14 protein-coding genes are annotated in these 25,836 nt (G+C 67.0%); 12 read left to right on the forward strand and 2 right to left on the reverse strand.

Annotation, left to right across the window (positions count from 1 at the left end; all coding sequences use genetic code 11):
• Positions 1-39 precede the first annotated feature (39 nt).
• Positions 40-1,053 (forward strand): LacI family DNA-binding transcriptional regulator, encoded by a 1,014-nt coding sequence (locus AC1ROD_RS16185; protein ID WP_492949294.1) that lies wholly within the window; start codon positions 40-42, stop codon positions 1,051-1,053.
• 5 nt (positions 1,054-1,058) lie between these two features.
• Here AC1ROD_RS16185 and AC1ROD_RS16190 read toward each other — a convergent pair whose 3' ends face one another.
• Together AC1ROD_RS16190 and AC1ROD_RS16195 are read right to left on the reverse strand one after the other, a co-directional pair.
• On the reverse strand, positions 1,059-2,690 hold the full coding sequence (locus AC1ROD_RS16190; protein WP_492949295.1) for an alpha-glucosidase: 1,632 nt from the start codon (positions 2,688-2,690) through the stop codon (positions 1,059-1,061).
• Entirely contained in the window at positions 2,687-4,474 is a 1,788-nt protein-coding gene (locus tag AC1ROD_RS16195) for an alpha-amylase family glycosyl hydrolase (protein WP_492949296.1), read from the reverse strand. The genes AC1ROD_RS16190 and AC1ROD_RS16195 overlap by 4 nt, the downstream gene beginning before the upstream one ends.
• Before the next feature lie 351 nt (positions 4,475-4,825).
• On the opposite strand from AC1ROD_RS16195, the gene AC1ROD_RS16200 reads away from it, so the two are divergent.
• The 11 genes from AC1ROD_RS16200 (at position 4,826) to AC1ROD_RS16250 (ending at position 25,819) form a co-directional block, all read left to right on the forward strand.
• Positions 4,826-7,612 carry a TonB-dependent receptor gene (locus AC1ROD_RS16200; protein ID WP_492949297.1) on the forward strand — a complete coding sequence of 929 codons (2,787 nt, stop codon included), beginning with the start codon at positions 4,826-4,828 and terminating at the stop codon, positions 7,610-7,612.
• A 130-nt stretch (positions 7,613-7,742) separates the two neighbouring features.
• Positions 7,743-9,257: a tryptophan halogenase family protein gene (locus tag AC1ROD_RS16205; RefSeq protein WP_492949298.1), complete on the forward strand. Its 1,515-nt coding sequence runs from the start codon at positions 7,743-7,745 to the stop codon at positions 9,255-9,257.
• Positions 9,254-10,258 (forward strand): cupin-like domain-containing protein, encoded by a 1,005-nt coding sequence (locus AC1ROD_RS16210; RefSeq protein ID WP_492949299.1) that lies wholly within the window; start codon positions 9,254-9,256, stop codon positions 10,256-10,258. The genes AC1ROD_RS16205 and AC1ROD_RS16210 overlap by 4 nt, the downstream gene beginning before the upstream one ends.
• Before the next feature lie 126 nt (positions 10,259-10,384).
• Positions 10,385-12,931, forward strand: coding sequence for a glycoside hydrolase family 3 protein (locus AC1ROD_RS16215; RefSeq protein ID WP_492949300.1), 2,547 nt, complete (start codon positions 10,385-10,387; stop codon positions 12,929-12,931).
• Positions 12,932-13,001: 70 nt separating this feature from the next.
• Positions 13,002-14,279, forward strand: a complete 1,278-nt coding sequence (locus tag AC1ROD_RS16220) for a cation:proton antiporter (RefSeq protein WP_492949301.1) — start codon at positions 13,002-13,004, stop codon at positions 14,277-14,279.
• Between the two features lie 92 nt (positions 14,280-14,371).
• Entirely contained in the window at positions 14,372-15,613 is a 1,242-nt protein-coding gene (locus tag AC1ROD_RS16225; RefSeq protein ID WP_492949302.1) for an MFS transporter, read from the forward strand.
• A gap of 416 nt (positions 15,614-16,029) precedes the next feature.
• Positions 16,030-18,342, forward strand: a complete 2,313-nt coding sequence (locus AC1ROD_RS16230; protein ID WP_492949303.1) for a beta-glucosidase family protein — start codon at positions 16,030-16,032, stop codon at positions 18,340-18,342.
• 62 nt (positions 18,343-18,404) lie between these two features.
• The gene (locus AC1ROD_RS16235; protein WP_492949304.1) at positions 18,405-21,500 is read left to right on the forward strand and encodes a TonB-dependent receptor; all 3,096 of its coding nucleotides are present in this window, start codon (positions 18,405-18,407) and stop codon (positions 21,498-21,500) included.
• A gap of 107 nt (positions 21,501-21,607) precedes the next feature.
• On the forward strand, positions 21,608-23,146 hold the full coding sequence (locus tag AC1ROD_RS16240) for a tryptophan halogenase family protein (RefSeq protein ID WP_492949305.1): 1,539 nt from the start codon (positions 21,608-21,610) through the stop codon (positions 23,144-23,146).
• Between the two features lie 11 nt (positions 23,147-23,157).
• Positions 23,158-24,687 carry a tryptophan halogenase family protein gene (locus AC1ROD_RS16245; protein WP_492949306.1) on the forward strand — a complete coding sequence of 510 codons (1,530 nt, stop codon included), beginning with the start codon at positions 23,158-23,160 and terminating at the stop codon, positions 24,685-24,687.
• Between the two features lie 91 nt (positions 24,688-24,778).
• A complete protein-coding gene (locus AC1ROD_RS16250) occupies positions 24,779-25,819 on the forward strand; it encodes a LacI family DNA-binding transcriptional regulator (protein ID WP_492949307.1) in 1,041 nt (346 codons plus the stop codon).
• Positions 25,820-25,836: the final 17 nt, after the last annotated feature.

Genomic DNA, 25,836 nt, shown 5'->3' on the forward strand with positions numbered 1-25,836 from the left:
CAGAAAATTTTGCAGACGGCCTGCCTGGAGCCCGCGACCTTGAGCCGCAAGACCACCCGACTGGAAGACCTGGCGCGTATGGCCGGGGTGTCGATCGCGACGGCGTCGCGCGCGCTGAACGACAGTCCCGCCGTCAACGACCGCACCAAACAGGCCATCTGGAAGCTGGCGCGCGAGCACGACTATCCGTTCCGCCGCTACATGCCGGCGGGCCCGATCGGGGCCCAGGGCACGATTGCCCTGGTGACGCCGCGTCCGCAGGGGCGGGAAGGGCGGCTGAGCGATCCCTTCTTCCTGGAACTGCTGGCCGGGGTCGGCGAGGCGGCGCGCGAGCGCGGCTGCGATCTGGTGATGAGCCACGTCTCGCCGGCCAATCTGGACGATCTGTCGGTCGCCATGACCACCAGCCGCGCCGACGGCGTCATCTTCCTGGGCCAGAGCACCCTGCACGCGGCCTTCAACCGCATGGCCGAGACCGAGAGCCGGTTCGTGGTCTGGGGCGCCGAACTGCCGGACCAGAACTATTGCTCGATCGGGTCGGACAACATCAACGGCGGACGCCGGGCGACGGCGCACTTGGCGCGTCTGGGCCGCAAGCGCATCGTCTTCCTCGGCGATCTCGATCCGCCCGAGGCCATGCAGCGTCAGCGCGGCTATGCCGAGGCCATGGAGGCCGCGGGTCTGGGCGTCGATCCCGATCTGGTCGTGCCCGCCCATTTCGAGGTCGAGAGCGCCGAGGCCTCGGTCGATTCCCTGCTGGCGCGCGGGCTGGAGTTTGACGGCATCGTCGCGGCGTCCGACCTGATCGCGCTGGGCGCCGTGCGCTCGCTGCTGCATCACGGCAAGACGGTGCCCGGCGACGTCTCCGTCATCGGCTTCGATAATGTGCCCTTCAGCCGGTACAGCCGTCCGGCCCTGTCGACCATCGCCCAGGACACCATGAAGGCGGGCCGGCTGATGGTCTCCAAACTGCTCGATTCCACGGGCGACCGCGCCGGTCGGTCCGAACGCATTCCGACCGATCTGATCGTGCGCGAGACCTGCGGCGGCTGATCGCATCAGGCCCGCGCCAGCAGCAGACCGGCCAGCGAGGGCAGGGTTCCGGCGGCCGGGTCGGGCGTATTGACCGCCTCAACCACTCGCCAGCCCTCGGGCAGGGTCCACGCCTCGGGCGAGTGGCCCAGGTTGAAGACGCAGAGCAGGGCGTTGTCGCCCTCGCCCCGCTCGAACGACAGCACGGGTCCGGCGACCGGATACATGTGCATGCCGCCGGTGCGCAGGGCCGGATAGCGGTGACGCAGGCCGATCAGCTCGCGCGACAGGTTCAGGATCGAGGCCGGGTCGGCGTCCTGAACGTCCACCGCCAGCGGATAGTGGCGCGGATCAATCGGCAGCCAGGGCTCGACGGTCGAGAAGCCGGCCTGAACGGCGTCGGCCTTCCACGGGATCGGGGTGCGGGCGCCGTCGCGGCCGAGGGTCTCGGGCCAGTTGGCGATGGCCTCGGGATCGACGAGGCGTTCAAACGGGACGTGCGCCTGGGGCAGACCCAGCTCCTCGCCCTGATAGACGAAGACATTGCCGCGCAGGGACATGAGCAGCAGCATCGCCATCTCGGCGAAGGCCTTCTCGTCGCGGCCCTCGGCCCAGCGCGAGATAGCGCGCGGCGCGTCGTGGTTGGAGAAGGTCCAGGAGGGCCAGCCCTCGCCGTCGACGCCGGGCCACATCGCCGGGCCCTGTTCGACCAGTTCGGCGCTGAGGTGGTCGGAGTACAGATAGAGGAAGCCGTAGGCCGAATGCAGCCGGTCGGTCCCCTGGGTGTACTGTTTCATCTCCTCATTGGCGCGGTCGCCGCCGACCTCTGCCACCAGGAAGCGGTCGCCGGGATAGGTCTCGGCCAGGGCGCGCAGGCGGCTGAGGAAGACCGGGATCTCCGGCTGGGACTGGTTGTGGATCTTGTCCTGGAAGTCGAAGGGCCGGGTCCGCTTGCCGTTCGAGGTGAAGGCCGGGTTGTCGGTCAGCTTCGGGTCGTGGATGGCGAAGTTGATGGCGTCCAGACGGAAGCCGTCCACGCCGCGGTCCAGCCAGAACCGCATGGCGTCGATCAGGGCGTCCTGCACCTCGGGATTGGCCACGTTCAGCTGCGGCTGCTCCTTGAGGAAGTTGTGCATGTAGTACTGGCGGCGGCGCGCGTCCCAGGTCCAGGCGGGACCGCCGAACACCGACTGCCAGTTCGACGGGGGCGAACCCTCGGGCTTGGCGTCGGCCCAGACGTACCAGTCGGCCCTGGGGTTGGTCCGGTTCTGGCGGCTTTCGGTGAACCAGGGATGCTCGTCCGAGGTGTGGGAATAGACCTGATCGATGATGACCTTCAGGCCCAGTTCGTGGGCGCGGGTCACCATGGCGTCGAAGTCGGTCAGGGTCCCGAAGATCGGGTCCACGTCGGTATAGTCCGAGACGTCGTAGCCGAAGTCCTTCATCGGCGAGGTGAAGAAGGGCGACAGCCAGACGCCGTCGACGCCCAGCGAGGCGATGTGATCCAGATGGGCGGTGATGCCGGGCAGGTCGCCGATGCCGTCGTCGTTCGTGTCGGCGAAGCTGCGCGGATAGACCTGATACAGGACCGCGCCGCGCCACCATTCGGTCGCGGCGTCGGCGGACGTCAGAGGATGGCTCAGGGTCTGGACGTTCACTCTTGGCCTTCCGAAACGCAGATCATGTAGTCGAGGGGAGGGACGCTAACCCGGATCGTTCCGGGCGCCGATGCCGTGGCCGGGCAGGCCCCGCGCAGGCTGTTCCACTTTTGCGACGCGGCCGCGACTTCCACATTGGCGGTCAGGGCTTCAGTCGAGGTGTTGTAGAGAATCAGCGTCTCGCCGGGCTGGCCTTCGAGCACGCGGCTGACGGCGAACAGGCCGGGCTTGTCGCCGGCGAAGCGTACGATCTGGCGGCCGCGGCGCAGGGCCGGATCGGCGGCGCGGATGCGGGCCATCTCGGCGATACGCTGATAGAGGGGGGCGGTGGTGTCGAACGGGGCGTGGTCGCCGCCGATGCGCTTGTGGCGGGCGTAGTCGGCGACCTGGCTTTCGAACATGTCGGCGCGCGCGGCGCCGTAGCCGCCCTGACCGCCGAAGCCCTGTTCGTCGCCGTAATAGATGACCGGTGCGCCGCGCGAGAACATCATCAGGGCGTGGGCCAGGGTATCGCGGGCCAGCAGTTCGTCGTCCGAGGCCTCAGGATGGGCCTTGGCGATGAAGCCGCCGATGCGGCCCATGTCGTGGTTGCCGAGGAAGGTCGGCAGCTGCATCGCGCCCTGTTCGCCGCCAGCATAGAGGGCGTCGGCCATGAACAGGCGGGCGAGGGCGTCCGTGCCCTTGACCCCATTGGCGACGTCGGTCGCCGTGGTCTGGAAGGCGAAGTCCAGCACCGCCGGATAGCGATCCACCTGGGTAAAGCGGGCCAGCATCGCCGGGTCATGGTCATAGACCTCGCCGAAGATGTGGAAGTTGGGAATGCCTTTGGCCCGGGCGCGCTCCAGCATGGCCGGGACGAAGGCCTGCCAGAACTCGGGGTTCACATGGCGGGCCGTGTCGATGCGGAAGCCGTCGACGCCATAGCGGTCGATCCAGTCGCCGTAGATCTCGATCATCCCCTGAACCACGCGCGGGTTCTCGGTGAACAGGTCGTCCAGACCGGCGAAGTCGCCCTCGGTCGAGCTCTCGCCCGCGAAGGTCGAGTCGCCGCGGTTGTGATAGTAGATCGGGTCGTTCAGCCAGGCCGGGACCTTCACCGTCTCCTCACCCGCGGGCAGGTAGGGGGTGTAGGCGTAGTTCGGGCTCGTCAGCCGGTCGAAGTTCGAGCCGTCGAAACCGTCGTTGATCGGGGCGCCGTCGACGCCGCCCTGACGCGAATACGGATAGTCGGCGCGGCTGCGGTAGGCGCAGTCGTTCTTCGGGCACTCGCGATAACGGATCACATCGGCCGTGTGGTTGGCGATGATGTCCATATAGACCTTCATCCCGCGCGCATGGGCGGCCTGAACGAGGGCTGCGAAGTCCTCATTGGTCCCGAAATGCGGATCGACGGAGGTGAAGTCGGTGATCCAGTAGCCGTGGGCGCCCGAGAACTCGTGGCCCGGCTCGCCCTGGACCGGCTTGTTCCTGAAGACAGGCGCAACCCAGACGGCGGTGGCGCCGAGGCCCTGGATGTAATCGAGTCGCTGCGTCAGGCCGGCGAGGTCGCCGCCGTGATAGAAGCCCTCGTCGGTCGGATCGAAGCCGTTCTGAAGCTTTCCGCCCGGAATGCCGCCCGTGTCGTTGGCGCGATTCCCGTTCTCGAAGCGGTCCGGCAGCAGGAAATAGATGACCTCATCCTGAGGCAGGCGGGCGCGGAAGTCGGCCGGCGCGGCCTGGACAGCGGGGGAGGGAGCGGAAGCGGCCGCCTGGGCCATCGCCGCGCCGCACACGATCATGCCCATGACACCGGTCGCAACGGCCACAGACGCACGGATCATCCGGCTTTGGGTGCTTTGCTGTCCCATACGTTCCTGTCCAGTTTGCGGGCGAATGCATCGTTCGCCTGACGTGTTTGCAAGATTTTGCAAAACGGGTTCGGCCTGTCAATCGCCTGATTTTCCCGCCTTGTCCTGCGGCAAAAGCGCATGTTGCGCTGCAACATCTCGATTCTAGCTGTGTTTTGGCCGCGCCATACCGGTGGTTTTTGCGCGCTCAATCATTACGGACTTGCAAGGTCGACAATCTTTTGCATATTTTTGCGACAGGCCAGATCGCAGCGTCAGAAACGCGGGCGGCCACCAGGGAGGTAGATGATGATCAATCGTTTCAACATTCGCGCACGTCTGATGACCGGAGGCGCGATCGGCGCTGTGGCCATGATGGCCTTCGCCGGCGCAGCCAGCGCCCAGACGACGCCTGCCCAGACCGATCCTGACGCGACCCAGGTCGACGAGATCGTCGTCACCGGCATCCGCGCCTCGATCGCCAACTCGGTCGCCGCCAAGGCCCGCAACACCTCCATCGTCGAGGTCATCTCGGCCGAGGACATCGGCAAGCTGCCGGACGTCTCCATCGCCGAATCGCTGGGCCGTCTGCCCGGCCTGAGCACGCAGCGCCTTGATGGGCGCTCGCAACAGCTTTCGATCCGCGGTCTCGGCCCGGACTTCGCCACCGCCCTGCTGAACGGCCGTGAACAGGTCACCACCGGAGACAACCGCGGCGTCGAGTTCGACCAGTATCCGTCGGAACTGCTCAGCGGCGTGACCGTCTACAAGACCCCGGACTCCGCCCTGATCGGTCAGGGCCTGGCCGGCACCGTTGACATGCAGTCGATCCGCCCGTTGGCCTATGGCCGCCGCACGATCGCGGTGAACGCCCGCTATGAGTTGAACGACATCGGCGCGCTGAACTCGGGCACGACCGACCACGGCAACCGCTATTCGATCTCCTACATCGACCAGTTCCTGGACGGCACCCTGGGCGTGGCCCTGGGCTATGCCCACATGGAAAGCCCCTATCAGTCCGAGCGCTTCAATAGCTGGGGCTACGCCAACCTGAACGCCACGACCCTGGTCGAAGGCGGCATCAAGCCCTACGTCATGTCGAGCGAACTCAAGCGCGACGGCTATATGGGCACCCTGGAGTGGAAGCCGAACGACCGCTTCTCCTCGACCATCGACGCCTTCTATTCGAAGTTTGAAAACTCCCAGGTCCTGCGCGGCATCGAGTTCCCGCTCGCCTGGGGCGGTTCGGCCGGTGACTGTACGGTCAACGTCCAGAGCGCCATCTGCCGACCGGGCCCCGCGCTGCGCGCCGGCTATACGGTGCAGGACGGTCTGGTCACCTCCGGCGTCTACGACAACGTCAAGGGCGTCGTCCGTAACGACTTCAACGGCCGTGACAGCGAGATCACCTCGATCGGCTGGAACACCAAATTCCAGGCCACCGACGACTGGGGCTTCGCCCTGGATCTGAACTATTCGAAGGTCGACCGTACCGACCAGATCCTGGAATCCTATTCGGGCACCGGCCGCAACATCGCCGGCCAGCTGGACAGCCTGGGCTTCACCCTGGACGGTGACGGCGTCACCCGCCTGACCAGCAACATCAACTACGCCGATCCGAACCTGATCCGTCTGACCAGCCCGCAAGGCTGGGGCGGCGACATCATTCCGGGCGGCCAGGACGGCTATCTGAACACGCCGACCATCACCGACGAGATCAAGGCCGTTCGCCTGACCGCGCGTCGCGAACTGCACCAGAGCCCGTTCAGCTCGATCGACTTCGGTTTCAACTACACCGAACGCAACAAGGACTTCGTCAACGACCAGTACTTCCTGGGCGTCCCCGGCGGCGCCTCGGCGGTGGTTCCGAGCCAGTTCCTGCTGGCCCCGACCGAGCTGGGCTACCTCGGCATTCCGGCGGTGCTCAGCTACGACTCGATCGGTCTGGTCAACAGCGGCTTCTACAACAAGGTCCGAAACCCGAACGCCGATGTTCTGTCGGGCAACTGGGTCGTGTCCGAGAAGGTCTCGACGACCTATGTGAAGGCCAACATCGACCACACCCTGTTCGGTCTGCCCCTGACCGGCAACGTCGGCATGCAGGCGGTCTATACGGAACAGGCTTCCAGCGGCTTCTCCGCCAGCGGCTCCGGCGCCTCGACCCTGTCGACGCCGGTCACCGGCGGCGCCGAGTATCTGGAGCTGCTGCCCAGCTCGAACTTCATCATTGAGGCCGGCGACAACGTGTTCGTCCGCTTCGCCGTCGCCCGCACCCTGGCGCGGCCGCGGATGGATGATATGCGCGCCTCGCGGAACTACAGCTTCGACGTTTCGAAGAATACGCCTGCCGCCCTTCCCGACGTCAACTCGCCCTGGGGCGGTGGCGGCGGCAACCCGGAGCTGATGCCGACGATCGCCGACGTGGCTGACATCTCGATCGAGAAGTATTTCGCCAACCGCCGCGGTTACGTCTCGCTGGCCGCCTACTACAAGAACCTCGAGACCTACGTTTACACCAAGAACCAGGTCTTCGACTTCACCGGCTATCCGACCGGCGGCGTCGTTCCGGTGATCAACCAGGGCGTCGTTTCGGCTCCGGCCAACGGCGAAGGCGGCTATGTCTCGGGCATCGAGTTCGCCCTGTCCATGCCGTTCGAGATGTTCCACCCGATGCTGGAAGGCTTCGGCGCGCAGATCAGCGCCTCGCAGACCTCCAGCGAGATCAAGCCCGATCCGGCCAGCCCCCCGACGACCCTGCCGGGCCTGTCGGAAACCGTCGCCAACGTCACCGTCTACTACGAGCGTGACGGCTTCCAGGCGCGGATCTCGAACCGCTACCGTTCGGACTTCCTCGGCGAGGTCGCCGGCTTCGGCAACGGCCGCACCCTGCGTTCGGTCGCCGCCGAAAACGTCGTCGACGCCCAGATCGGCTATACCTTCCAGTCGGGCCCGCTCAGGAATCTCGGCGTCCAGGCCCAGGTCAACAACCTGACCGACGAGCCGTTCAAGACCTTCCAGAACGGCGACGAGCGCCAGACCATCGACTTCCAGCGCTATGGCCGCACCTACCTGTTCGGTGTGAGCTACAAGTACTGAACCACACAGCGTCGGGCGTTTCCTCCCTGACCCGACACTGAAACTTGCGCCGCCCGTCCCCCTGACGGGCGGCGTTTTGTTTGCCGCGCGCGTCCTCTAGGGTCGGCGCAGATACGGGAATTCCAAGGCCATGGCCGAACCCATCAAATCCGTTCTCATCGTCGGCGGCGGCACCGCTGGCTGGATGGCCGCGGCGGCGCTCAACCGCTCGCTCGGCCCGAACTGCCAGGTCTCGCTGGTCGAAAGCGACGACATCGGCATCGTCGGGGTGGGGGAGGCGACCGTGCCGCCTATCCGCGACTTCAACGCCCTGATCGACCTCGACGAGGCCGAGTTCATGCGCGAGACCCAGGCGACGCTGAAACTGGGCATCGAGTTCGTCGACTGGGGGACGAAGGGCAACACCTACCTTCACCCCTTCGGCACTTTCGGACCCGGACCGACGCTGGGCGAGTTCCAGCAGTCGTTTCTGGCGCTGAGGGCGGCGGATCGGATCGCCGACGACGTCGAGGCCTATTCGCTGTGCAGCCAGGCCATCAAGGCGGGCAAGGCGGCGTTCCGCGATCCCGATCCGCGCTCGCCGCTGAACGCCCTGTTCACCGCCTATCACTTCGACGCCGGCCTCTATGCCCGCTATCTCAGGAAGGTCTGCGAGGGCCGGGGCGTGACCCGGATCGAGGGCGAAATCGTCGATGTGGCGCTGCGGGCCGAGGATGGCTTCGTCGACCGGGTGAGGCTGAAGGACGGGCGCGAACTGACCGCCGACCTGTTCATCGACTGCACCGGCTTCCGGGGTTTGCTGATCGAGGGGGCGCTCAAGGCCGGGTTCGAGGACTGGTCCCACTGGCTGCCGATGAACCGCGCCTGGGCCGTGCCCTGCGACCGCGTCGCCCCGACGACGCCCTTCACCCGCTCGACGGCCCGCGACGCCGGCTGGCAATGGCGCATCGCCCTGCAGCACCGGACCGGCAACGGCCACGTCTACTGCAATGACTTCATGGGCGATGACGAGGCGCGGCAGGTGCTGCTCGACAACCTCGACGGCCCGGCCCAGGCCGAGCCGCGCCCGCTGCGCTTCACCACCGGGCGACGCAAGCGGTTCTGGGAGAAGAACGTCGTGGCTCTGGGCCTGTCGAGCGGCTTCATCGAGCCGCTGGAATCGACCAGCATCCATATGGTCCAGTCGGGCATCTACCGCCTGCTGCAGCATTTCCCCGACAGCCGGTTCAGCGAAGTGAACATCGAGACCTACAACCGCCGCATCGGCGCCGAGGTCGAGCTGATCCGCGACTTCGTCATCCTGCACTATCACGCGACCCAGAGGGGCGACACGCCGTTCTGGCGGCACGTCGCGGCCATGCCGGTGCCCGATACGCTGAGCCAGCGGGTCGAGGCCTTCCGCGACCGTGGGCTGCTCTATCAGTCGGGCGCGGACGAATACTTCAGCCAGGGCTCGTGGATGGCAGTGATGTACGGGCAGGGGATCAAGCCGACGGGATTCAACCCGCTGTACGGCTTCCAGAATCTGGATCAGGTCCAGGCTGGGTTCGGCCAGATCGCGGAACGCTGGCGAGAGGTCACCGCGCGCATGCCGATGCACGACGACTTCCTGAAGGCGCGCGGCATGTGGGCGGGGGCTGAATGACGCCGGTCCCGGTCTTCCAGGGCGTCGACCGCGCCCGGTTCGAGGCCGAGATCGTTCCGGCGGGGCGCCCGGCCGTGCTCAAGGGGCTGGTCGCCGACTGGCCGATCGTGAAGGCGGCGACGTCGGATGAAGCCCTGGCGGACTATCTGCGCGGCTTCGACAACGGCAGGCCGGTGCGGACCTTTGTCGGGGCGCCGGAGATGGGTGGCCGCTTCGGCTATTCGCCGGACCTGAAGGGCTTCAACCACGAACAGATGACGGCCCCGCTGGCCGAGCTGCTGAGGCGGTTGCTGGCCGGGCGCGGCGATCCGCGCATGCCCCATGTCTATGCAGGGGGCGTGCCCGCGCCGGACGTACTCCCTGGGCTGGCTGAGGCGAATTCGATGCCGCTGCTCGATCCCGGCATGGAGCGGCTGACCTCGCTGTGGATCGGCAACCGGTCGCGCACGGCGGCCCACTGGGACCTGCCCCAGAATCTGGCCTGTGTGGTGCGGGGGAGGCGGCGCTTCACCCTGTTTCCGCCCGAGCAGATCGGCAACCTCTACGTCGGGCCGCTGGACTTCACCCTGGCCGGTCAGCCGATCAGCCTGGTCGACATCGTCGATCCCGACTTTGAGGCGCATCCGAAATTCCGCGAGGCGCTGGAGCATGCCGAGGTCGCGGAGCTGGAGCCGGGCGACGCCCTCTACCTGCCCAGCCTCTGGTGGCATCACGTTGAAACGCCAGAAGATTTCGGGGCCATGGTCAATCTGTGGTGGCGCGACGGGCCGACCTGGATGACCACGCCCCTGCTGACCCTGTTCCACGGCCTGACCACGATCCGGGACCTGCCCGCGGACGAGCGGATGCGCTGGCGGGCCTTCTTCGACCACTATGTCTTCCAGACCGGCGACGACCCCGTGGCCCATATTCCGGTCGCGGCGAGAGGCGTTCTGGCCCCGATGACCCACGATCTGCTGGGCCGGATCAGGGCGCTGATCGGTCGCAGCCTGCAACGTTGAGAGCGTTCTCAATTTTTGATGACAAGGGTCGCTGAATGGGCCATCAGTGCGCTCGAGGCTCCCTCGCCGGGACGGTCGCCGCTCAATGAGCGATCGGGGCAGGGGGCGTTGGTCGAGGAAGAATCCATGAAGTCCGCCGTCTCCAGACTGGCCCTCGCGGCCGCGATTCCGCTGCTGGGCCTCGCGCCGCTGACGTCCGCCTTCGCGCAGACGGGCCCGACCCCGGCGCAGATTTCCAGCGCCCGCCCCGACTCGACGGCGCATCCCGCGCTGTGGCCCCACGCGGCCTCTCCGGCGGCGATGAGCGACGCCGCGACCGAGGCCTTCGTCACCGAACTGATGAGCCGGATGACGCTGGAGGAGAAGGTTGGCCAGACCATCCAGGCCGACATCAGCACCATCACCCCCGAGGACCTCGCTACCTATCCGCTGGGGTCGATCCTGGCCGGCGGCAGCTCCGGCCCGTGGGGCGACGACAAGGCGCCGGCCCAGAAGTGGGTCGACCTGTCCCGCGCCTTCCGCGCCGCCGCCGCGGCCCGTCCGGGCGCGAAGGTTCCGCTGATCTACGGCATCGACGCCGTGCACGGGCACAACAACGTGCCGGGCGCGACCATCTTCCCCCACAACATCGGCCTGGGCGCCGCGCGCGATCCCGACCTGATCCGCCGCATCGGCGAGGCGACGGCGATGGAGGTGGCGGTGACCGGCGCCGACTGGACTTTCGGCCCGACGCTGGCCGTGCCCCGCGACGACCGCTGGGGCCGTTCCTACGAAGGCTATTCCGAGGATCCCGAGGTGCAGCGGTCCTACGCCGGGCCGATGACGCTCGGGCTGCAGGGCGAGCTGTCGGCTGACCATCCGCTGGCGCCCGGCCATATCGCCGGCTCGGCCAAGCATTTCCTCGCCGACGGCGGCACCTTCGAGGGCGAGGATCAGGGCGATTTCCGCGGGACCGAGCAGGAGCTGATCGACGTCCATCTGGGCGGCTATCCGGCGGCGATCGACGCGGGCGTCCTGTCGGTCATGGCCAGCTTCTCGGGCTGGAACGGGGTCAAGCATTCGGGCAACCACAGCCTGCTGACCGACGTCCTGCGCGGGCCTCTGGGCTTCGACGGCTTCGTGGTCTCCGACTGGAACGCCCACGGCCAGCTGCCGGGCTGCACCAACGACAGCTGCCCGCTGGCCATCAATGCCGGCATCGACATGCTGATGGCCCCCGACACCTGGAAGCCGCTCTACGCCAGCACGCTGGAGGCCGCGCGCACCGGGGTGATCCCGGCGGCGCGTCTGGAGGAGGCCGTGCGCCGCATCCTGCGCGCCAAGGTCAAGGCGGGCGTCTTCCGTCCGGACCGTCCGGTCGAGGGCGACCTGTCGCAACTGGCGTCTCCGGCGCACCGGGCCCTGGCGCGCGAGGCCGTGCGCGAGTCGCTGGTCCTGCTCAAGAACGAAGGCTCGGTCCTGCCCATCCGGGCCGGGGCGCGGGTGCTGGTGGCGGGAAGCGCCGCCGACGACATCGGCCAGGCGGCGGGCGGCTGGACCCTGGCCTGGCAGGGCACGGGCAACACCAACGCCGACTTCCCGCAAGGCCAGTCGATCTGGGCCGGCATCGACGAAGCCGTGAAGGCCTCGGGCGGGACCGCGACCCTGTCCGCTGATGGGGCGTTCTCCCAGAGCCCGGCCGAGAAGCCTGATGTCGCCATCGTCGTCTTCGGCGAGACCCCCTATGCCGAGTTCCAGGGCGACGTCGACACCCTCGACTTCATCCCGACCGGTCCGCTGGAGACGCTGAAGAAACTGAAGGCGGCGGGCATCCCGACCGTCTCGGTCTTCCTGTCCGGCCGGCCGATGTGGACCAATCCCGAGATCAACGCCTCGGACGCCTTCGTCGCCGCCTGGCTGCCGGGCACCGAGGGCGGCGGCGTCGCCGACGTCCTGATCGGCGATGCGGCGGGCAAACCGCGCAACGACTTCCACGGGACCCTGTCGTTCAGCTGGCCCAAGAACGCCAGGGGCGAGCCGCTGAACCACGGCCAGCCCGGCTATGATCCGCAGTTCGCCTATGGCTATGGCCTGACCTATGCGCACGGCGCCCCGGTCGGGACCCTGTCGGAGGAGAGCGGCGTCGAGGCCGCGACCTCCAATGTCGACCACTATTTCGTCGATGGCCGTTATGTCGCGCCCTGGGGCCTGATGCTCCGCGACGCGGGCGGTCAGAACAAGCCGGGCACCGTCAAGGACGCCTCCAGCCCGCGCGGCGGCGTCTCGGTGCGTCCCATCGACGACCTGGCCCAGGAAAGCGGCCAGCAGTTCGCCTTCTCCGGCAACGGTCCGGCCCAGGCCTTCATCGAGGGCACGCCGGTCGACCTGACCCGTCAGGCCAACGGCGAACTGGCGCTCAGCTTCCGCTATCGCATCGACGCGGCCCCGCAAGGGTCGGTCGGTCTGTCGGTCGGGCAGGGCAGGGTGGACGTCACCGACCTGTTCCGCGCGGCGCCCGTTCGCGAGTGGCGGACGCTGAAGGTGCGGCTGTCCTGCCTGCGCGAAGCGGGCGCTGACGTCGCCCATGTCGATGTGCCGTTCCGCCTCGAAACGGACGCCGCCTTCACGGTGTCGGTGTCGGAAATCGAACTGGCGCCGAACGCCAACGACACCGTCTGTCCCGCGAGACAATAGGGCGGCGCGACTGTAGGCTGAATACCGGCGAATCCCGCATCAGACGGGATCGCCGGAGGGGGAGAAGACCATGACCGCATCCGTCCACGCGACAGAGCTTTTGCTGTTCTCGATTCTGGTCCAGCTGATCATCATGATCGGCGCGGCCCGGCTGCTGAACCTGGCCTTCCGCAAGATGGGCCAGCCCGGGGTGATCGGCGAGATCGTCGCCGGCCTGCTGCTGGGGCCGTCGCTGTTCGGGCATTTCTTCCCCGAACTGTCGGTCAGCCTGTTCGGCGCCAAGGCGGCCCAGCCTATCGTGATCCTGAGCCAGATCGGCCTGATCCTGCTGATGTTCCAGATCGGGTCGGAGTTCGAGTTCGGGCACCTGAAGACGCCGAAGAACCGGCGCGCCATGGTCTGGGTCTCCTTCCTCTCGATCACCGTGCCCTTCGGCCTGGGCTTCGCCATCGGGCAGCTGTCCCAGCCGGTGCTGGCGCCGGGGATCAACGCCCTGGTCTACAGCCTGTTCTGCGGCGTGGCCCTGGCCATCACCGCCGTGCCGATCCTGGGGCGGATCCTGCGCGAGTTCGGCCTGACCCGGGATGAGATGGGCGTCGTCGCCATCTCCTCCGCCGCGGTCAACGACGTGGTCGGCTGGATCCTGCTGGCGGTGATTTCCGCCTATGCGGCGTCCCAGCTTTCGGCGTCCCATGTCGGATTCCAGCTGGGCGGGCTGGTCGTGCTGGGGCTGGTGCTGTGGTTCCTGCTGCGCCCCGCCGTGGACTGGCTGTTGAAGCGCTTCCCGATCGTGGACGGTCAGGTGCCGCCGACCCTGATGGCCATCGTCATCGCCCTGACCTTCGCCCTCGGGATCACGACCTACAAGCTGAACATATTCGCCATCTTCGGAGGTTTCGCTGCGGGTCTGCTGTTCCACCGGCACGAGGATTTCGTCGTCGCCTGGCGTCAGCAGGTGGGCCAGTTCGTGCTGGTCTTCTTCCTGCCGATCTTCTTCACCTTCACGGGGCTGCGGACCAATCTGCTGGGTCTGGGCCTCGGCGATCTGGGCTGGCTGGGGGTGATCCTGGCGGCGGCGATTCTGGGCAAGATCATCCCGGTCTATTTCGGCGCGCGGATCGCGGGCTTCGACCATCCGCGCTCGATGGTGCTGGGCACGCTGATGAACACCCGGGCCCTGATGGAGCTGATCGTGCTCAACATCGGCTATGACATGGGCTTCCTGCCGCAGAAGGTCTTCACCATGCTGGTCGTGATGGCCGTGGTGACCACGGTGATGACCGGGCCGCTGCTCAAATGGCTGCTGCCCAAGACGGGCCACGTCGCGCCGCGCCACGTCGAGGCCTAGCCTGGATCGTGGGGGCGTCTCGAACCGCTTGCGAAAGCCGCGCGACTGCCTGACACATTGGCGAATGTATCGGACCGCCGGAGCAGACCCTGATGTCCGATAGCGCCCCCACCGGGACGCCACCCGGGACGCCCGTCGCGCCTCGCGGTCTCGGCTTCCTGCTGCTCTACGCCCTGGCCTGGGGCGGTGGGGTGATCGCCTATGTGCCGCTTCTGACCCTGATCTTGCCGGTCAAGATCGAGACCATCGCGCCGGACGACAAGGTGGCCCTGCTCAGCCTGACGACCCTGCTGGGCGCCGTCGTGGCCAGCGCCATGAACGTCCTGATCGGCATGGTCAGCGACCATACGGTGATGCGTGAGCGCGGGCGCCGTCCCTGGGTGGCCATGGGGCTGGTCCTGACCCTGGTCTCCTACGCCGTGCTGCACGCCGCGACGACGCCCGTGTCGCTCGTGATCGGCGTCATGCTGTTCCAGGCGGCGCTCAACCTGATGCTGGCCCCGCTCAGCGCCGTGCCGGCCGACGAGATCCCGGACGCCCAGAAGGGGCTGGTCGGCGGGCTGATGGGGGCGGTCTATACCTTCGGCGCCCTGGCCGGGATGGTGGTCACCGCCTCGCCCTGGTTCTCGGAGCGGATGCAGCTGACCATCGCGGGCGTGCTGGTCTCGGCCGGCGTCCTGCCGTTCCTGCTGCTGAGCCGCAAGCGCGGTCCCATCGTTCCCGCCTCGGCCCCGATGATACGGGCCGGGAGCCGTCGCAAGCGCAACCTGATCCGCATCTGGATCGCCCGGCTGCTGGTCCAGATCGCAGGCAGCATCTTCTTCGCCTATCTGCTCTTCTATTTCGAGACGGTGGACCGGTCGGGGCTGTCGTTCGCCTCGGGCGACATCACCAGCCAGGTCGCCTGGCTGGCGGGATCGGTGACGGTGGTGCTCGCGCCCTTGTCGATCGCGACCGGGCGGCTGTCCGACGCGGTGCGGTCGAGGAAGCCCTTCCTCGTGGTCACTGCCGCCATGGTCACCGTGGGCCTCCTCACCATGGCGCTGTTGCCGCAGTGGGCCCCGGCGGCGCTGGGCTATGTGCTGTTCGCCTGCGGCTGCGGCCTGTTTCTGGCGCTGCAGAGCGCCTACGCCATGCAACTCCTGATCACGCCCGAGCATCGCGGGCGGGACATGGGGGTGCTCAATCTGACCAACACCATCCCGGCCCTGATCGCCCCGTCGATGGCCTATCTGATGGCCGGGGAGGGGGACTTCACCCTGCTGCTTCTGGTGCTGGCGGGACTCACCGGCGTCGCCCTGATCCTGTGTCTTCAGGTCCGTGATGAAGCCTGAGCGGGGTTCCGTGACCCGGAAACTCGACGGTTCGTCGATTGTTTCGCGTCTGAAATCAACGGAGTACCGCTGGTTGGCGGAGCTGTAACCATTTGTGGCTTCTTTGGGGTTGTGAACGCTCTCAACCCGTGTTCTACCTTGAGCATGAGGGGGCGAAGACCCTCCAGGGACGGAAACAGAGGAGCAGCAGACACACGAAATCGGAAGACGTCTTTCCCGACATGCGGATGGCCGAAAGGTTTCGGATCCGTGGGAAGGCCGGTTTTCGAGGATCGTCAGCCGCCAGATCGGCCCCGAAGGGGTCAAATCGGTTCGGATGAGGTGAGCGAACGCTCACAGGCTGCTTTGCGGCCTTCGATCAACTGTGTCTGATCTGAACTCCCTGCCATCCAGTCTCCAATGAACCTGGAGGGCGAATGCAGAGTATCGGTCAGCGTCGTTTGCGTCACAGTGTGTCGATCAGCGTTCTCGCGCTGGTCGCCGCGCAGGTGTTCGGCGCGCCTGCATGGGCCGCCGACAGTGCCTCCGCGCCTGCTGCGGCCGTCGCTCCCGCCTCTGCCCGGACGCCTGCCCAAACACCCGCACAGGCGCGCGCCGCCGGTCTGGTCGCGCAGATGACCCGCGAGGAGAAGCTGTCGCTGGTGCACGGCTATTTCCCGCCCTGGGCCGACCGCACGCCGGGCGCTCCGGTCGCCGAGATGATCCCTTCCGCCGGCTATGTGCCCGGCATTGCGCGTCTGGGCATTCCCGCCCTGCGTGAAAGCGACGCCAGCCTGGGCGTCGCCAACCAGGTCGAACAGCGCAAGGGCGACGTCGCCACCGCCCTGCCGTCCAGCCTGGCCACCGCCGCCACCTTCGACCCCGAGATCGCGCACGCGGGCGGGGTGATGATCGGCTCGGAAGCCCGGTCCAAGACCTTCAACGTCCTGCTGGCCGGCGGGGTCAACCTGACCCGCGACCCGTGGAACGGCCGCAATTTCGAATATCTGGGCGAGGACCCGCTGCTGGCCGGGACCCTCGCCGGGGCGCACATCCAGGGCGTCCAGTCGAACAACATCGTCTCGACGATCAAACACTACGCCTTCAACAGCCAGGAAACCGGCCGGATGATCATGGACGCCCGTCTCGACGAGGCGTCCCTGCGTGAAAGCGACCTTCTGGCCTTCCAGATCGCCATCGAGCGCGGCCACCCGGGCTCGGTGATGTGCGCCTACAACCGTATCAACGGCGACTACGCCTGCGAGAACGACTTCCTGCTCAATCAGGTGCTCAAGCGCGACTGGGGCTATCCGGGCTGGGTCATGTCCGACTGGGGCGCGGTGCATTCGACCGAAAAGGCCGCGATCAACGGGCTGGATCAGGAATCCGGTCAGGAGCTGGACCGCCAGATCTACTTCGGCGCCCCCCTGACCGAGGCGGTCGCCGCCGGGCGGGTGTCCGAGGCGCGTCTGGACGACATGGTCGCGCGCATCCTGGTCGGAATGATCGAGACCGGCGCCATGGACCATCCGGTGTCGACGACGGCCGCGACGCCCGACTACGCCGCCCATGCCGAGGTCGCCCAGCGCGCCGCCGAGGCCGGGATCGTCCTGCTCAAGAACGACGCCGGCGCCCTGCCTCTGCTGGCGACGGCGAAGAAGATCGTGCTGATCGGCGGCCATGCCGATGTCGGCGTCCTGTCGGGCGGCGGTTCGTCCCAGGTCCGCTCGGTCGGCGGCGCGCCGGTCGAGATTCCCCTGACCTCGGGTGCGGCGTCCTCGTTCGCCCGGGTCACCTGGCACGCCTCCTCGCCGCTGAATGCGATCAAGGCCACGGCGCCGGACGCCGAGGTGGTCTTCGTCTCCGGGACCGATCATGCCGCCGCCGCTCGCGCCGCGCGCGGGGCCGACGCGGTCGTGGTCTTCGCCACCCAGTGGACGACCGAGGCCCAGGACGTCGAAACCCTGTCTCTCCCCGACGATCAGGACGCCCTGATCGCGGCTGTCGCCGCCGCCAACCCGCACACCACCGTGGTGCTGGAAACGGGTGGCCCGGTGCTGATGCCCTGGATCGATGCGGTTCCAGCCGTGGTCCAGGCCTGGTATCCGGGACAGCGCGGCGGCGAGGCCATTGCCCGCATTCTGTTCGGCCAGGTCAATCCGTCCGGCCGCCTGCCCATCACCTTCCCGCGCAGCGCCGATCAGCCGCCGCGCCCGGCCGTTCCGGGTCTGGAAGCCATGAAGGCCCATGATGAGGCCTCGAACGCCGGTTCGGGCTCGTCGGTCGTCTTCGCGCCCTTCCCGGTGGAATACCCCGAGGGTTCCGACGTCGGTTACCGCTGGTACGAACGCGAGGGCAGGGCGCCGCTGTTCCCGTTCGGCCATGGCCTCAGCTACACGAGCTTCCAGTACGGCGATCTTCGCATCGAGGGCGGAGCCGGTCTGACGGTCAGTTTCGACGTGACCAACACCGGGGATCGCGAGGGGACGGACGTGCCCCAGCTCTATGTCGCGGCGGATGCCCCCGGACACGCGCGCCGTCTGGCCGGCTGGTCGCGGGTGACCCTGAAGCCCGGTGAGAGCCACCGCGTCACCATCACCGCCGAACCCCGCATCCTGGCCGAGTACGACACCTCGACGCCCGGCTGGCGGATCGCGGCGGGACCCTATCGCGTCCACGTCGGACACGACGCCCTGGATAACGAACTCGGAGGAGAGGCGACGCTGTCTTCACAGACACTGAAGCCCTGACGCCGGAAACAACACGGACCAAGCCGCACAGAGAGGCGGCGCACACGGAGGAGGAGACGACCATGAGACTGCAAAAACGATCCATCCTGACGGCCTTGCTGGCCAGTACGGCCCTGGCCTCGCCGGCCTTCGCCCAGACGGCTGGCCAAACAGATCCGGAAACGACGACCGTCGACGAGATTGTCGTCACCGGCATTCGCGCCTCGCAGGAGCAGGCGATCAGCATCAAGCGCGACACCACCGCCGTGGTCGACGCGATCTCGGCGGAAGACATCGGCAAGCTGCCCGACGTCACCGTCGCCGACGCCCTTCAACGCATCGGCGGCGTCCAGATCCGACGCACCGCCGGCGAAGGCGCCACCGTCAACATCCGCGGTCTGCCCCAGGTCGTGACCCTGATGAACGGCGAGCAGTATCTGACGCCGGGCAACCTCGGCACCGCCCAACCCGATCTGAACGACATTCCCGCCCAGCTGATGAACGCGCTGGTCGTCTACAAGTCGATGGACGTCCGCAACGCCCTGTCGGGTATCTCGGGCACGATCGACCTGCGCACCCAGCGGCCCTTCAACTTCAAGGAAGGCCTGACCACCGCCCTGGCGACGGAATACGCCACCGGCGAGCAGACGCGTCAGGACGACTATCTGTTCAACGCCCTGCTCAACTGGCGCAACGACCGCTTCGGCGTGATGCTCGCCGCGGTCCAGCAGGAAGCCAACCTGGGCAACAACTACTCCGGCATCTCCCAGGGCGTGTTCGGCAACAACGACTGGGGCGGCACGGCCAACAACTGGATTTCGCCGCACGGTTACGACACCTTCCACCGCGAGGTCGAGCGCAAGCGGACCGGCGTCAACGGCGCCTTCACCTGGCAGATCGACGACGGCTTCGAACTGACCGGCGAGTTCTTCTACACCAAGCTGGAAGAGCATGACCGCGCAGCCGGCCTGAACATCTCCAACCGCTGGAACGGCCTGACCTGGACGACGCCGACCGCTTCGACGACCACGGGCGTAAACGGCAACAACGGCAATCCGTGGCTGGACGTGACGGAGTACGACCTCGACGTCTGGTGGATGAACTCCTTCTCGGTGAACCGCACCAAGAACAACGAGTCGAAGAACTTCAACCTGGAGCTCAAGTACGACAAGGGCGGGCCCTTCACCTTCGAGGCCCGCGCCATTCACGCCGAGGCGTCACTGCTCAGCATGAACGGCCAGGTCCAGGGCGACCTGTCCAACTGGCAGTATGCGCCGGATCGGTCCTTCACCCTGTTCCGCGACCCGGCCGACCGCACCCGCGGGCCCTTCTATTCGGCGGCGATCGCGGCCCAGTATCCGGCCTCGCAATACTCCAACGCCACCGTCGGCTCGAACGGCGGCCGCTACATCAATCCGAACCCCCTGGGCATCGGCAATGATCCGCAGATCCACCTGAATATCGGCAACAAGGGTGAGACGATCTGGAGCAACTTCAACAATCCGATCGTCGGCGGCCTGGGCAATGTTCCCCTGTCCCAGTACATGGCCAACCAGGATAGCTACGCCGTCGCGGCCTATTCGTCGGAAGGCAACCAGCGCAACCAGTCCGAGCTCACGGTCGTCCGCATGGACGGCGGCTATGAGTTCCAGGCCGAGCCGCTGCTGGGCTTCATCAACAAGATCGACGTCGGCCTGCGCCATTCGGACCGCCAGGTGCAGATCGAAAACTTCCACCTGTTCTCGGACGTCAACGGCTGTTCGGTTCAGTGGAAGGCGATCGACGTCGTCATGAACCAGAACCAGTGCTCGGCCGGTGAGCAGGTGCCCAACCCGGCCTTCAACCCGGCCCTGCCGGTCAGCGCCACCAATCCGACGACGGTGTTCCAGGGCTATACGGTCAACAGGCCGACCAAGCTCAATACGAACAACAACACCTACTTCCTGGAAAACTACGGCTCGATCACCAAGGGCCTGCCGGGGGTCTGGGTCGTGGATCCGCGCGACTTCGATGATGTCGTGGGCTTCCAGCAGCGCGTCTTCGGCAGCGCCTATGAGGTCATCATCCCGGGCAACACCTATGATGTCGATCTGTACGAGGACAGCGGCTATCTGAACGCCAATATCGGCTTCGGAAACCTGCACGGCGATGTCGGTGTCCGGGCCATCCGCACCCAGCTGCACGTGCGTCAGAACCAGACCGGCGACACCCGCAACTACGGTGACACCAACCTCGACGTCGGGGACACGATCTCCAAGCGCAGCTACACCGACTGGCTGCCGTCGGTGAACATGGTCTACGACTTCACCGACCGGCTGAAGCTGCACGCCGCCTACAACAAGACCATGATCCCGCTGGATCTGGGCAACTACGGCGGTGGCGTCACCATCTCCACGGCGGACTCGGCCGGCCCGACGCCGCTCGATCCGACCGCTCCGCCGCTCGGCATCCGTCGGGTCACCGGGGCGACCTTCGCGGGCAGCCCGGACCTGAACCCCTGGCGGTCGAACAACTATGACCTGACGCTCGAGTACTATGCTGGCCGGGCGACGATGTTCAGCATCGCCCTGTTCAAGCTGGACATCGAAAGCTTCGTGACCCGGGCGACGGTGCCAGGCGGCCGGTTCCCGGACGGTGACGGCATCATCCGCCGCGAAGTGCCGGTCAACATGCCGGTCCAGGGCGTGGGCGGTTCGCTGCAAGGGGTGGAACTGGGGGCCAAGCTGGCCGTCAGAGACATCTGGGAGACCGACAGCTTCATCCGGAACTTCGGCTTCGACGGGAGCTTCACCTACTCGGACAGCTCGCAGACCGACCGGAACCTCTCGGGCGACGAGCTGCCGTTCATCGACAACTCCAAATACTCGGTCAACGCCGCGATCTGGTATCAGGATGACAAGCTGCAGGCGCGTGTGGCCTACAACTACCGCACGCCGCGTCTGTCGAGCACCTTCGGCACGCCTCTCGGCGCCATCCCGATCTACCAGGACACGGCCCAGTATGTGGACGTCAACGTCACCTATAACGTGACCGACAACGTCACCGTCTACCTCAACGGCTCCAACGTCTTCGGCGAGATCGAGGAATACTATCTCGAGTTCGAGAAGGGGGCGGAACAGTTCCACTCCCGCAACGAGTTCGAACCTCGCTGGTCGATCGGCGCGCGCGCCAAGTTCTAACCACCACCCCTGGACCCTGGCCGACGATGACGTTCGCGTTGTCGTCGGCCGATTTTTTCGCGTAATCCTCCAGGATCAGCTTGCGTCAGACAGGCGAGGAAACGGCCATGGACACAGCGTCCGGCGATAGACTTCCCCCGAACGCCATCCGTCAGGTGGTGATCGTCGGCGGCGGGACCGCGGGCTGGATGACGGCCGCGGCCCTGATCCAGCATCTGCGCCACACCGGCGTCGGCATCACCGTGGTCGAGTCCTCCGAGATCGGCACGATCGGCGTCGGCGAGGCGACCATCCCGACCATCCGTCGCTTCTACGCCCAGCTCGGCATGACCGACGCCGAGGTGATGACGGCGACCCAGGCCAGCTGCAAACTGGGCATCCGCTTCACCGGCTGGAGCGGACCGGGCTCCGACTTCATCCACCCCTTCGGCCTGTACGGACAGGACCTGCGCGGGGTGGGCTTCCACAACTACTGGGCCAGGCAGCGCCAGACCGGTGACCAGACGCCTCTGGCCGCCTATTCGCTCGGCGCCTCGCTGGCGTTCGGCGGCAAGTTCATCGAGCCGTCGCCGACCCCGCCGTCGTCCCTTTCGGTCTTCGACTGGGCCCTGCATCTCGACGCCTCCCTGTTCGCCCAGCATCTGCGGCGCTACGCCGAGGCGTCGGGCGTCCAGCGCATCGACGCCCGCATCACCGACGTCCAGCTCCGGCCCGAGGACGGTTTCGTCCGGGCGATCACCCTGGGCGACGGGCGTGAGGTCGAGGGCGATCTGTTCGTCGACTGCTCGGGCTTCCGCGGCCTCCTGATCGGCGAGGCCCTGGGCTCGGCTTATGAGGACTGGGGCCAATGGCTGGCCTGCGACGCCGCCTTCGCCGTCCAGAGCGAGAACGGGCCGGGCATGGAGCCCCATCCCTACACCCAGGTCACGGCGCACGCGGCCGGCTGGCAGTGGGGCATCCCGCTGCGCCACCGCGCCGGCAACGGCCTGGTCTTCTCCAGCGCCCATATGACCGACCAGCAGGCGCTGGACGCCCTGATGCCGAACCTGATGGGTAAGCCCCTCATGGAGCCGCGCCGCATCGGCTTCCGCCCCGGCCGCCGCGATCGGGCCTGGGTCAAGAACTGCGTCTCCATCGGCCTGTCCGCCGGCTTCCTCGAGCCGCTGGAAAGCACCAGCATCGCCCTGATCGAGAACGGCATCGAACGGCTGAAGTCCCTGTTCCCGGACAAGACCTTCGCCCCCTCGATCATCGACGAGTTCAACGACCAGTCGGCGCGCGAGATGGAGCGCACCCGCGACTTCATCATCCTGCACTACTGGCTGAACGGCCGCGACGAGCCCTTCTGGAAAGAGCGGCGCGAGGCCGCCATCCCCGACACCCTGGCCCGCAAGGTCGAGCTCTGGAAGGCGAGGGGACAGTTCATCCGCTATCGCTGGGAGATGTTCCACCCGGCCAGCTGGCTGGCCATCTACGACGGCTTCGGCGTCTTGCCCGAACAGCTGGATCCCGCCGTCGAGGGGCTGGACCCCGGCCAACTCGCCCACAGCCTTCAACAGATGCGGACCTCGGTCGCCGAGACCGTCGCCCGCACCCCGAGCCACGCCGCCTTCCTGGCACGGCTCGACCGACCTGTAGCCGCTTGAGAGACACCCCGATGGCCAACAACCCTCATCGCCCGATCCGCAAGATCTGCATCGTCGGCGGCGGCACCGCCGGGTGGATGGCCGCCGCCCTCATGTCCGAGCATTTCAAGGGGACGATGGGCGCCATCGAGGTTGTCGAAAGCGACGACATCTCGACCGTCGGCGTCGGGGAATCGACCGTTCCGCCCCTGCTGGAGCTGATCGCCAAACTGGGCATCAACGAACAGGAGTTCATCCGCGAGACCCAGGGCACCTTCAAGCTGGGCATCGACTTCCGCGACTGGCGGGTGAAGGGCGAGAACTATTTCCACCCCTTCGGCGAACTGGGCGCCCGGGTCGATCTGTCCGACTTCTACCAGCTGTGGCTCAAGGCCAGGGCCAACGGCTATCAGGGTCCGCTGCAGGACTTCGCCCCGGCGGCGGTGATGGCGCGCGAACGCAAATTCATGCTGCCGTACAAGGCCCCGAACACCCCGATCGCCAGCGCCAGCTATGCGCTGCATTTCGACGCCAAGCTGGTCGCCCGCTACCTGCGCAAATATGCCGAGGCGCGCGGCGTGAAGCGCACCGAAGGCATGGTCCACGACGTCGCCCTGCTGCCGAACGGCTTTGTCGAGAAGCTGATCCTCAAGGACGGCCGCACCATCGACGCCGACTTCTTCATCGATTGCTCGGGCTTCCGCAGCCTGCTGATCGGCAAGGCGATGCAGACCGGCTTCCATGACTGGTCGGACTGGCTGCTGTGCGACCGCGCCGTGGCCCTGCAGATCGAGAACGAGACGCCGCCCATGCCCGTCACCCGGGCCCAGGCCATGGACTGCGGCTGGCGCTGGGTGATCCCGCTACAGCACCGCAGCGGCACCGGATACGTCTTCTCCAGCAAGCATCTGAGCGATGACGAGGCGACCGCGGCCCTGCTGGCCCAGTGCGAGGGCGCGCCGGTGACCAAGCCATGGATCGTGCCGTTCAAGACCGGCGTGCGCGAGAAGCTGTGGGAGAAGAACGTGCTGGGCATCGGCCTGGCGGGCGGCTTCATCGAGCCGCTGGAGTCGACCGCGATCCACCTGATCTACCGCGGCATGGACTTCTTCTTCCGCTTCCTGCCCGACCGCGATTGCGATCCGGCCCTGGCCGCCGAGTACAATCGCCGCATGATCGCCGACTATGAGGAGATCCGCGACTTCGTCATCCTGCACTACTGCACGACCCAGCGGGAGGACACGCCCTTCTGGCGCGAGGTCAAGGCGATGGAGCCGCCGGCGTCGCTGAAGCGCAAGATCGAGCTGTTCCGTGTCAACGGGACCCGCGCCGAGGGGCTGGACGAACTGTTCCGCGCCGTCAGCTGGCAGTCGGTGATGGAAGGCATGGGCGTCCATCCGCGCGGCTATCACCCCCTGGTCGACCGCATTCCGTTCGAGAACGTGCCCGAGCAACTGGACCATGCGCGGGAGATGCTTCGGCGCGTCGTCGCCGACCTGCCCACCCAGGAAGACTTCATCGCCAAACACTGCGCGGCGGTGACGCCGGAGATGGCGGCCTGAAATCGTATGATGTTTGGCGGGACGGACGCGGTCGGATCGGCTAGCGTGGCCTTATGAGTGGACTCAGCGGACAGCCGGGGAACGGAACAGCGTGCGTCGCCCGGTAACGATCAAACACGTCGCCGCCGAGGCCGGTGTCTCGCTGCAGACCGTCTCGCGGGTCATCAACAACGGCCCCAATGTGCGGCCCGAGGTCCGCGACCGGGTCAACGCCGCCGTGGCCAAGCTCGGCTATGTGCCCAGCATCGCGGCCCAGCGCATGGGGGGCTCGCGCTCCTGGCTGCTGCTGGCCCTGAACGACCGCGACCGCACCATCGAGGGCTGGCGTCTGGGCGAGGGCACGGACTGGGTCGACAAGATGCTGATGGGCGGGATGCTGGAGTGCGCCGAGCACGGCTACCGCATGATTTTCGAGCTGGTCGACACCCATTCGAACCATGTGGAGCGCGAGGTCCGTGCGGCGATCTCGGCGCTGCACCCCGACGGCGTCATCCTGACCCCGCCGCACTCCGACAATCCGCTGATCATCGACCTGCTGGTCCAGCTGGGCCTGCCGTTCGCGCGGATCGGTTCGGTCGCCGACGGGCCCGGCTTCGCCATCACCATGGACGACCGCGCGGCGGGCAAGGCGGCGACCGAGCATCTGCTGGACCTCGGCCATACCCGCGTCGGCTTCATCACCGGCAGCGACGAATGGGCCATCAGCGGCGCGCGTCTGGACGGCTACAAACAGGCGATGACGGAGCGCGGCTTCGCCATCGACGAGGCCCTGATCGGGCGCGGCGACTTCTCCTTCGAATCCGGCACGGCGGCCATGGAGGCCTTCTGCGCCCTGGCCGAACCCCCGACCGCCCTGGTGGCCTCCAACGACCAGATGGGGCTGGCGGCCCTGCGCGTCGCGACCAGCCGGGGCCTGAAGTCGCCCGGGGACTTGGCCATCGTCAGCTTCGACGACACCCCGATCGTCAAGTTCAGCCATCCGCCCCTGACGGCCATCGTCCAGCCCATCGCGGCCATGACGGCCGAGGCCTCGCGCCTGCTGATCCGGGCGAAGGCCGGGGACGCCGATCTGCCGCCCAGCGTGGTGGTGCCCTTCGGTCTGGCGATCCGGGACTCCACTCGGCGCGTCTGAGGCCCTACACCGACGTC

This window comes from Brevundimonas sp. GW821-FHT12E07 (assembly GCF_058807035.1).

Bases quoted from the DNA above. Each gene is read 5' to 3' on its own strand.
- AC1ROD_RS16195 (WP_492949296.1), bottom strand. From the start codon at position 4,474: ATGGGCATGATCGTGTGCGGCGCGGCGATGGCCCAGGCGGCCGCTTCC.
- AC1ROD_RS16200 (WP_492949297.1), top strand. From the start codon at position 4,826: ATGATCAATCGTTTCAACATTCGCGCACGTCTGATGACCGGAGGCGCG.
- AC1ROD_RS16205 (WP_492949298.1), top strand. From the start codon at position 7,743: ATGGCCGAACCCATCAAATCCGTTCTCATCGTCGGCGGCGGCACCGCT.
- AC1ROD_RS16210 (WP_492949299.1), top strand. From the start codon at position 9,254: ATGACGCCGGTCCCGGTCTTCCAGGGCGTCGACCGCGCCCGGTTCGAG.
- AC1ROD_RS16215 (WP_492949300.1), top strand. From the start codon at position 10,385: ATGAAGTCCGCCGTCTCCAGACTGGCCCTCGCGGCCGCGATTCCGCTG.
- AC1ROD_RS16220 (WP_492949301.1), top strand. From the start codon at position 13,002: ATGACCGCATCCGTCCACGCGACAGAGCTTTTGCTGTTCTCGATTCTG.
- AC1ROD_RS16225 (WP_492949302.1), top strand. From the start codon at position 14,372: ATGTCCGATAGCGCCCCCACCGGGACGCCACCCGGGACGCCCGTCGCG.
- AC1ROD_RS16230 (WP_492949303.1), top strand. From the start codon at position 16,030: ATGCAGAGTATCGGTCAGCGTCGTTTGCGTCACAGTGTGTCGATCAGC.
- AC1ROD_RS16235 (WP_492949304.1), top strand. From the start codon at position 18,405: ATGAGACTGCAAAAACGATCCATCCTGACGGCCTTGCTGGCCAGTACG.
- AC1ROD_RS16240 (WP_492949305.1), top strand. From the start codon at position 21,608: ATGGACACAGCGTCCGGCGATAGACTTCCCCCGAACGCCATCCGTCAG.
- AC1ROD_RS16245 (WP_492949306.1), top strand. From the start codon at position 23,158: ATGGCCAACAACCCTCATCGCCCGATCCGCAAGATCTGCATCGTCGGC.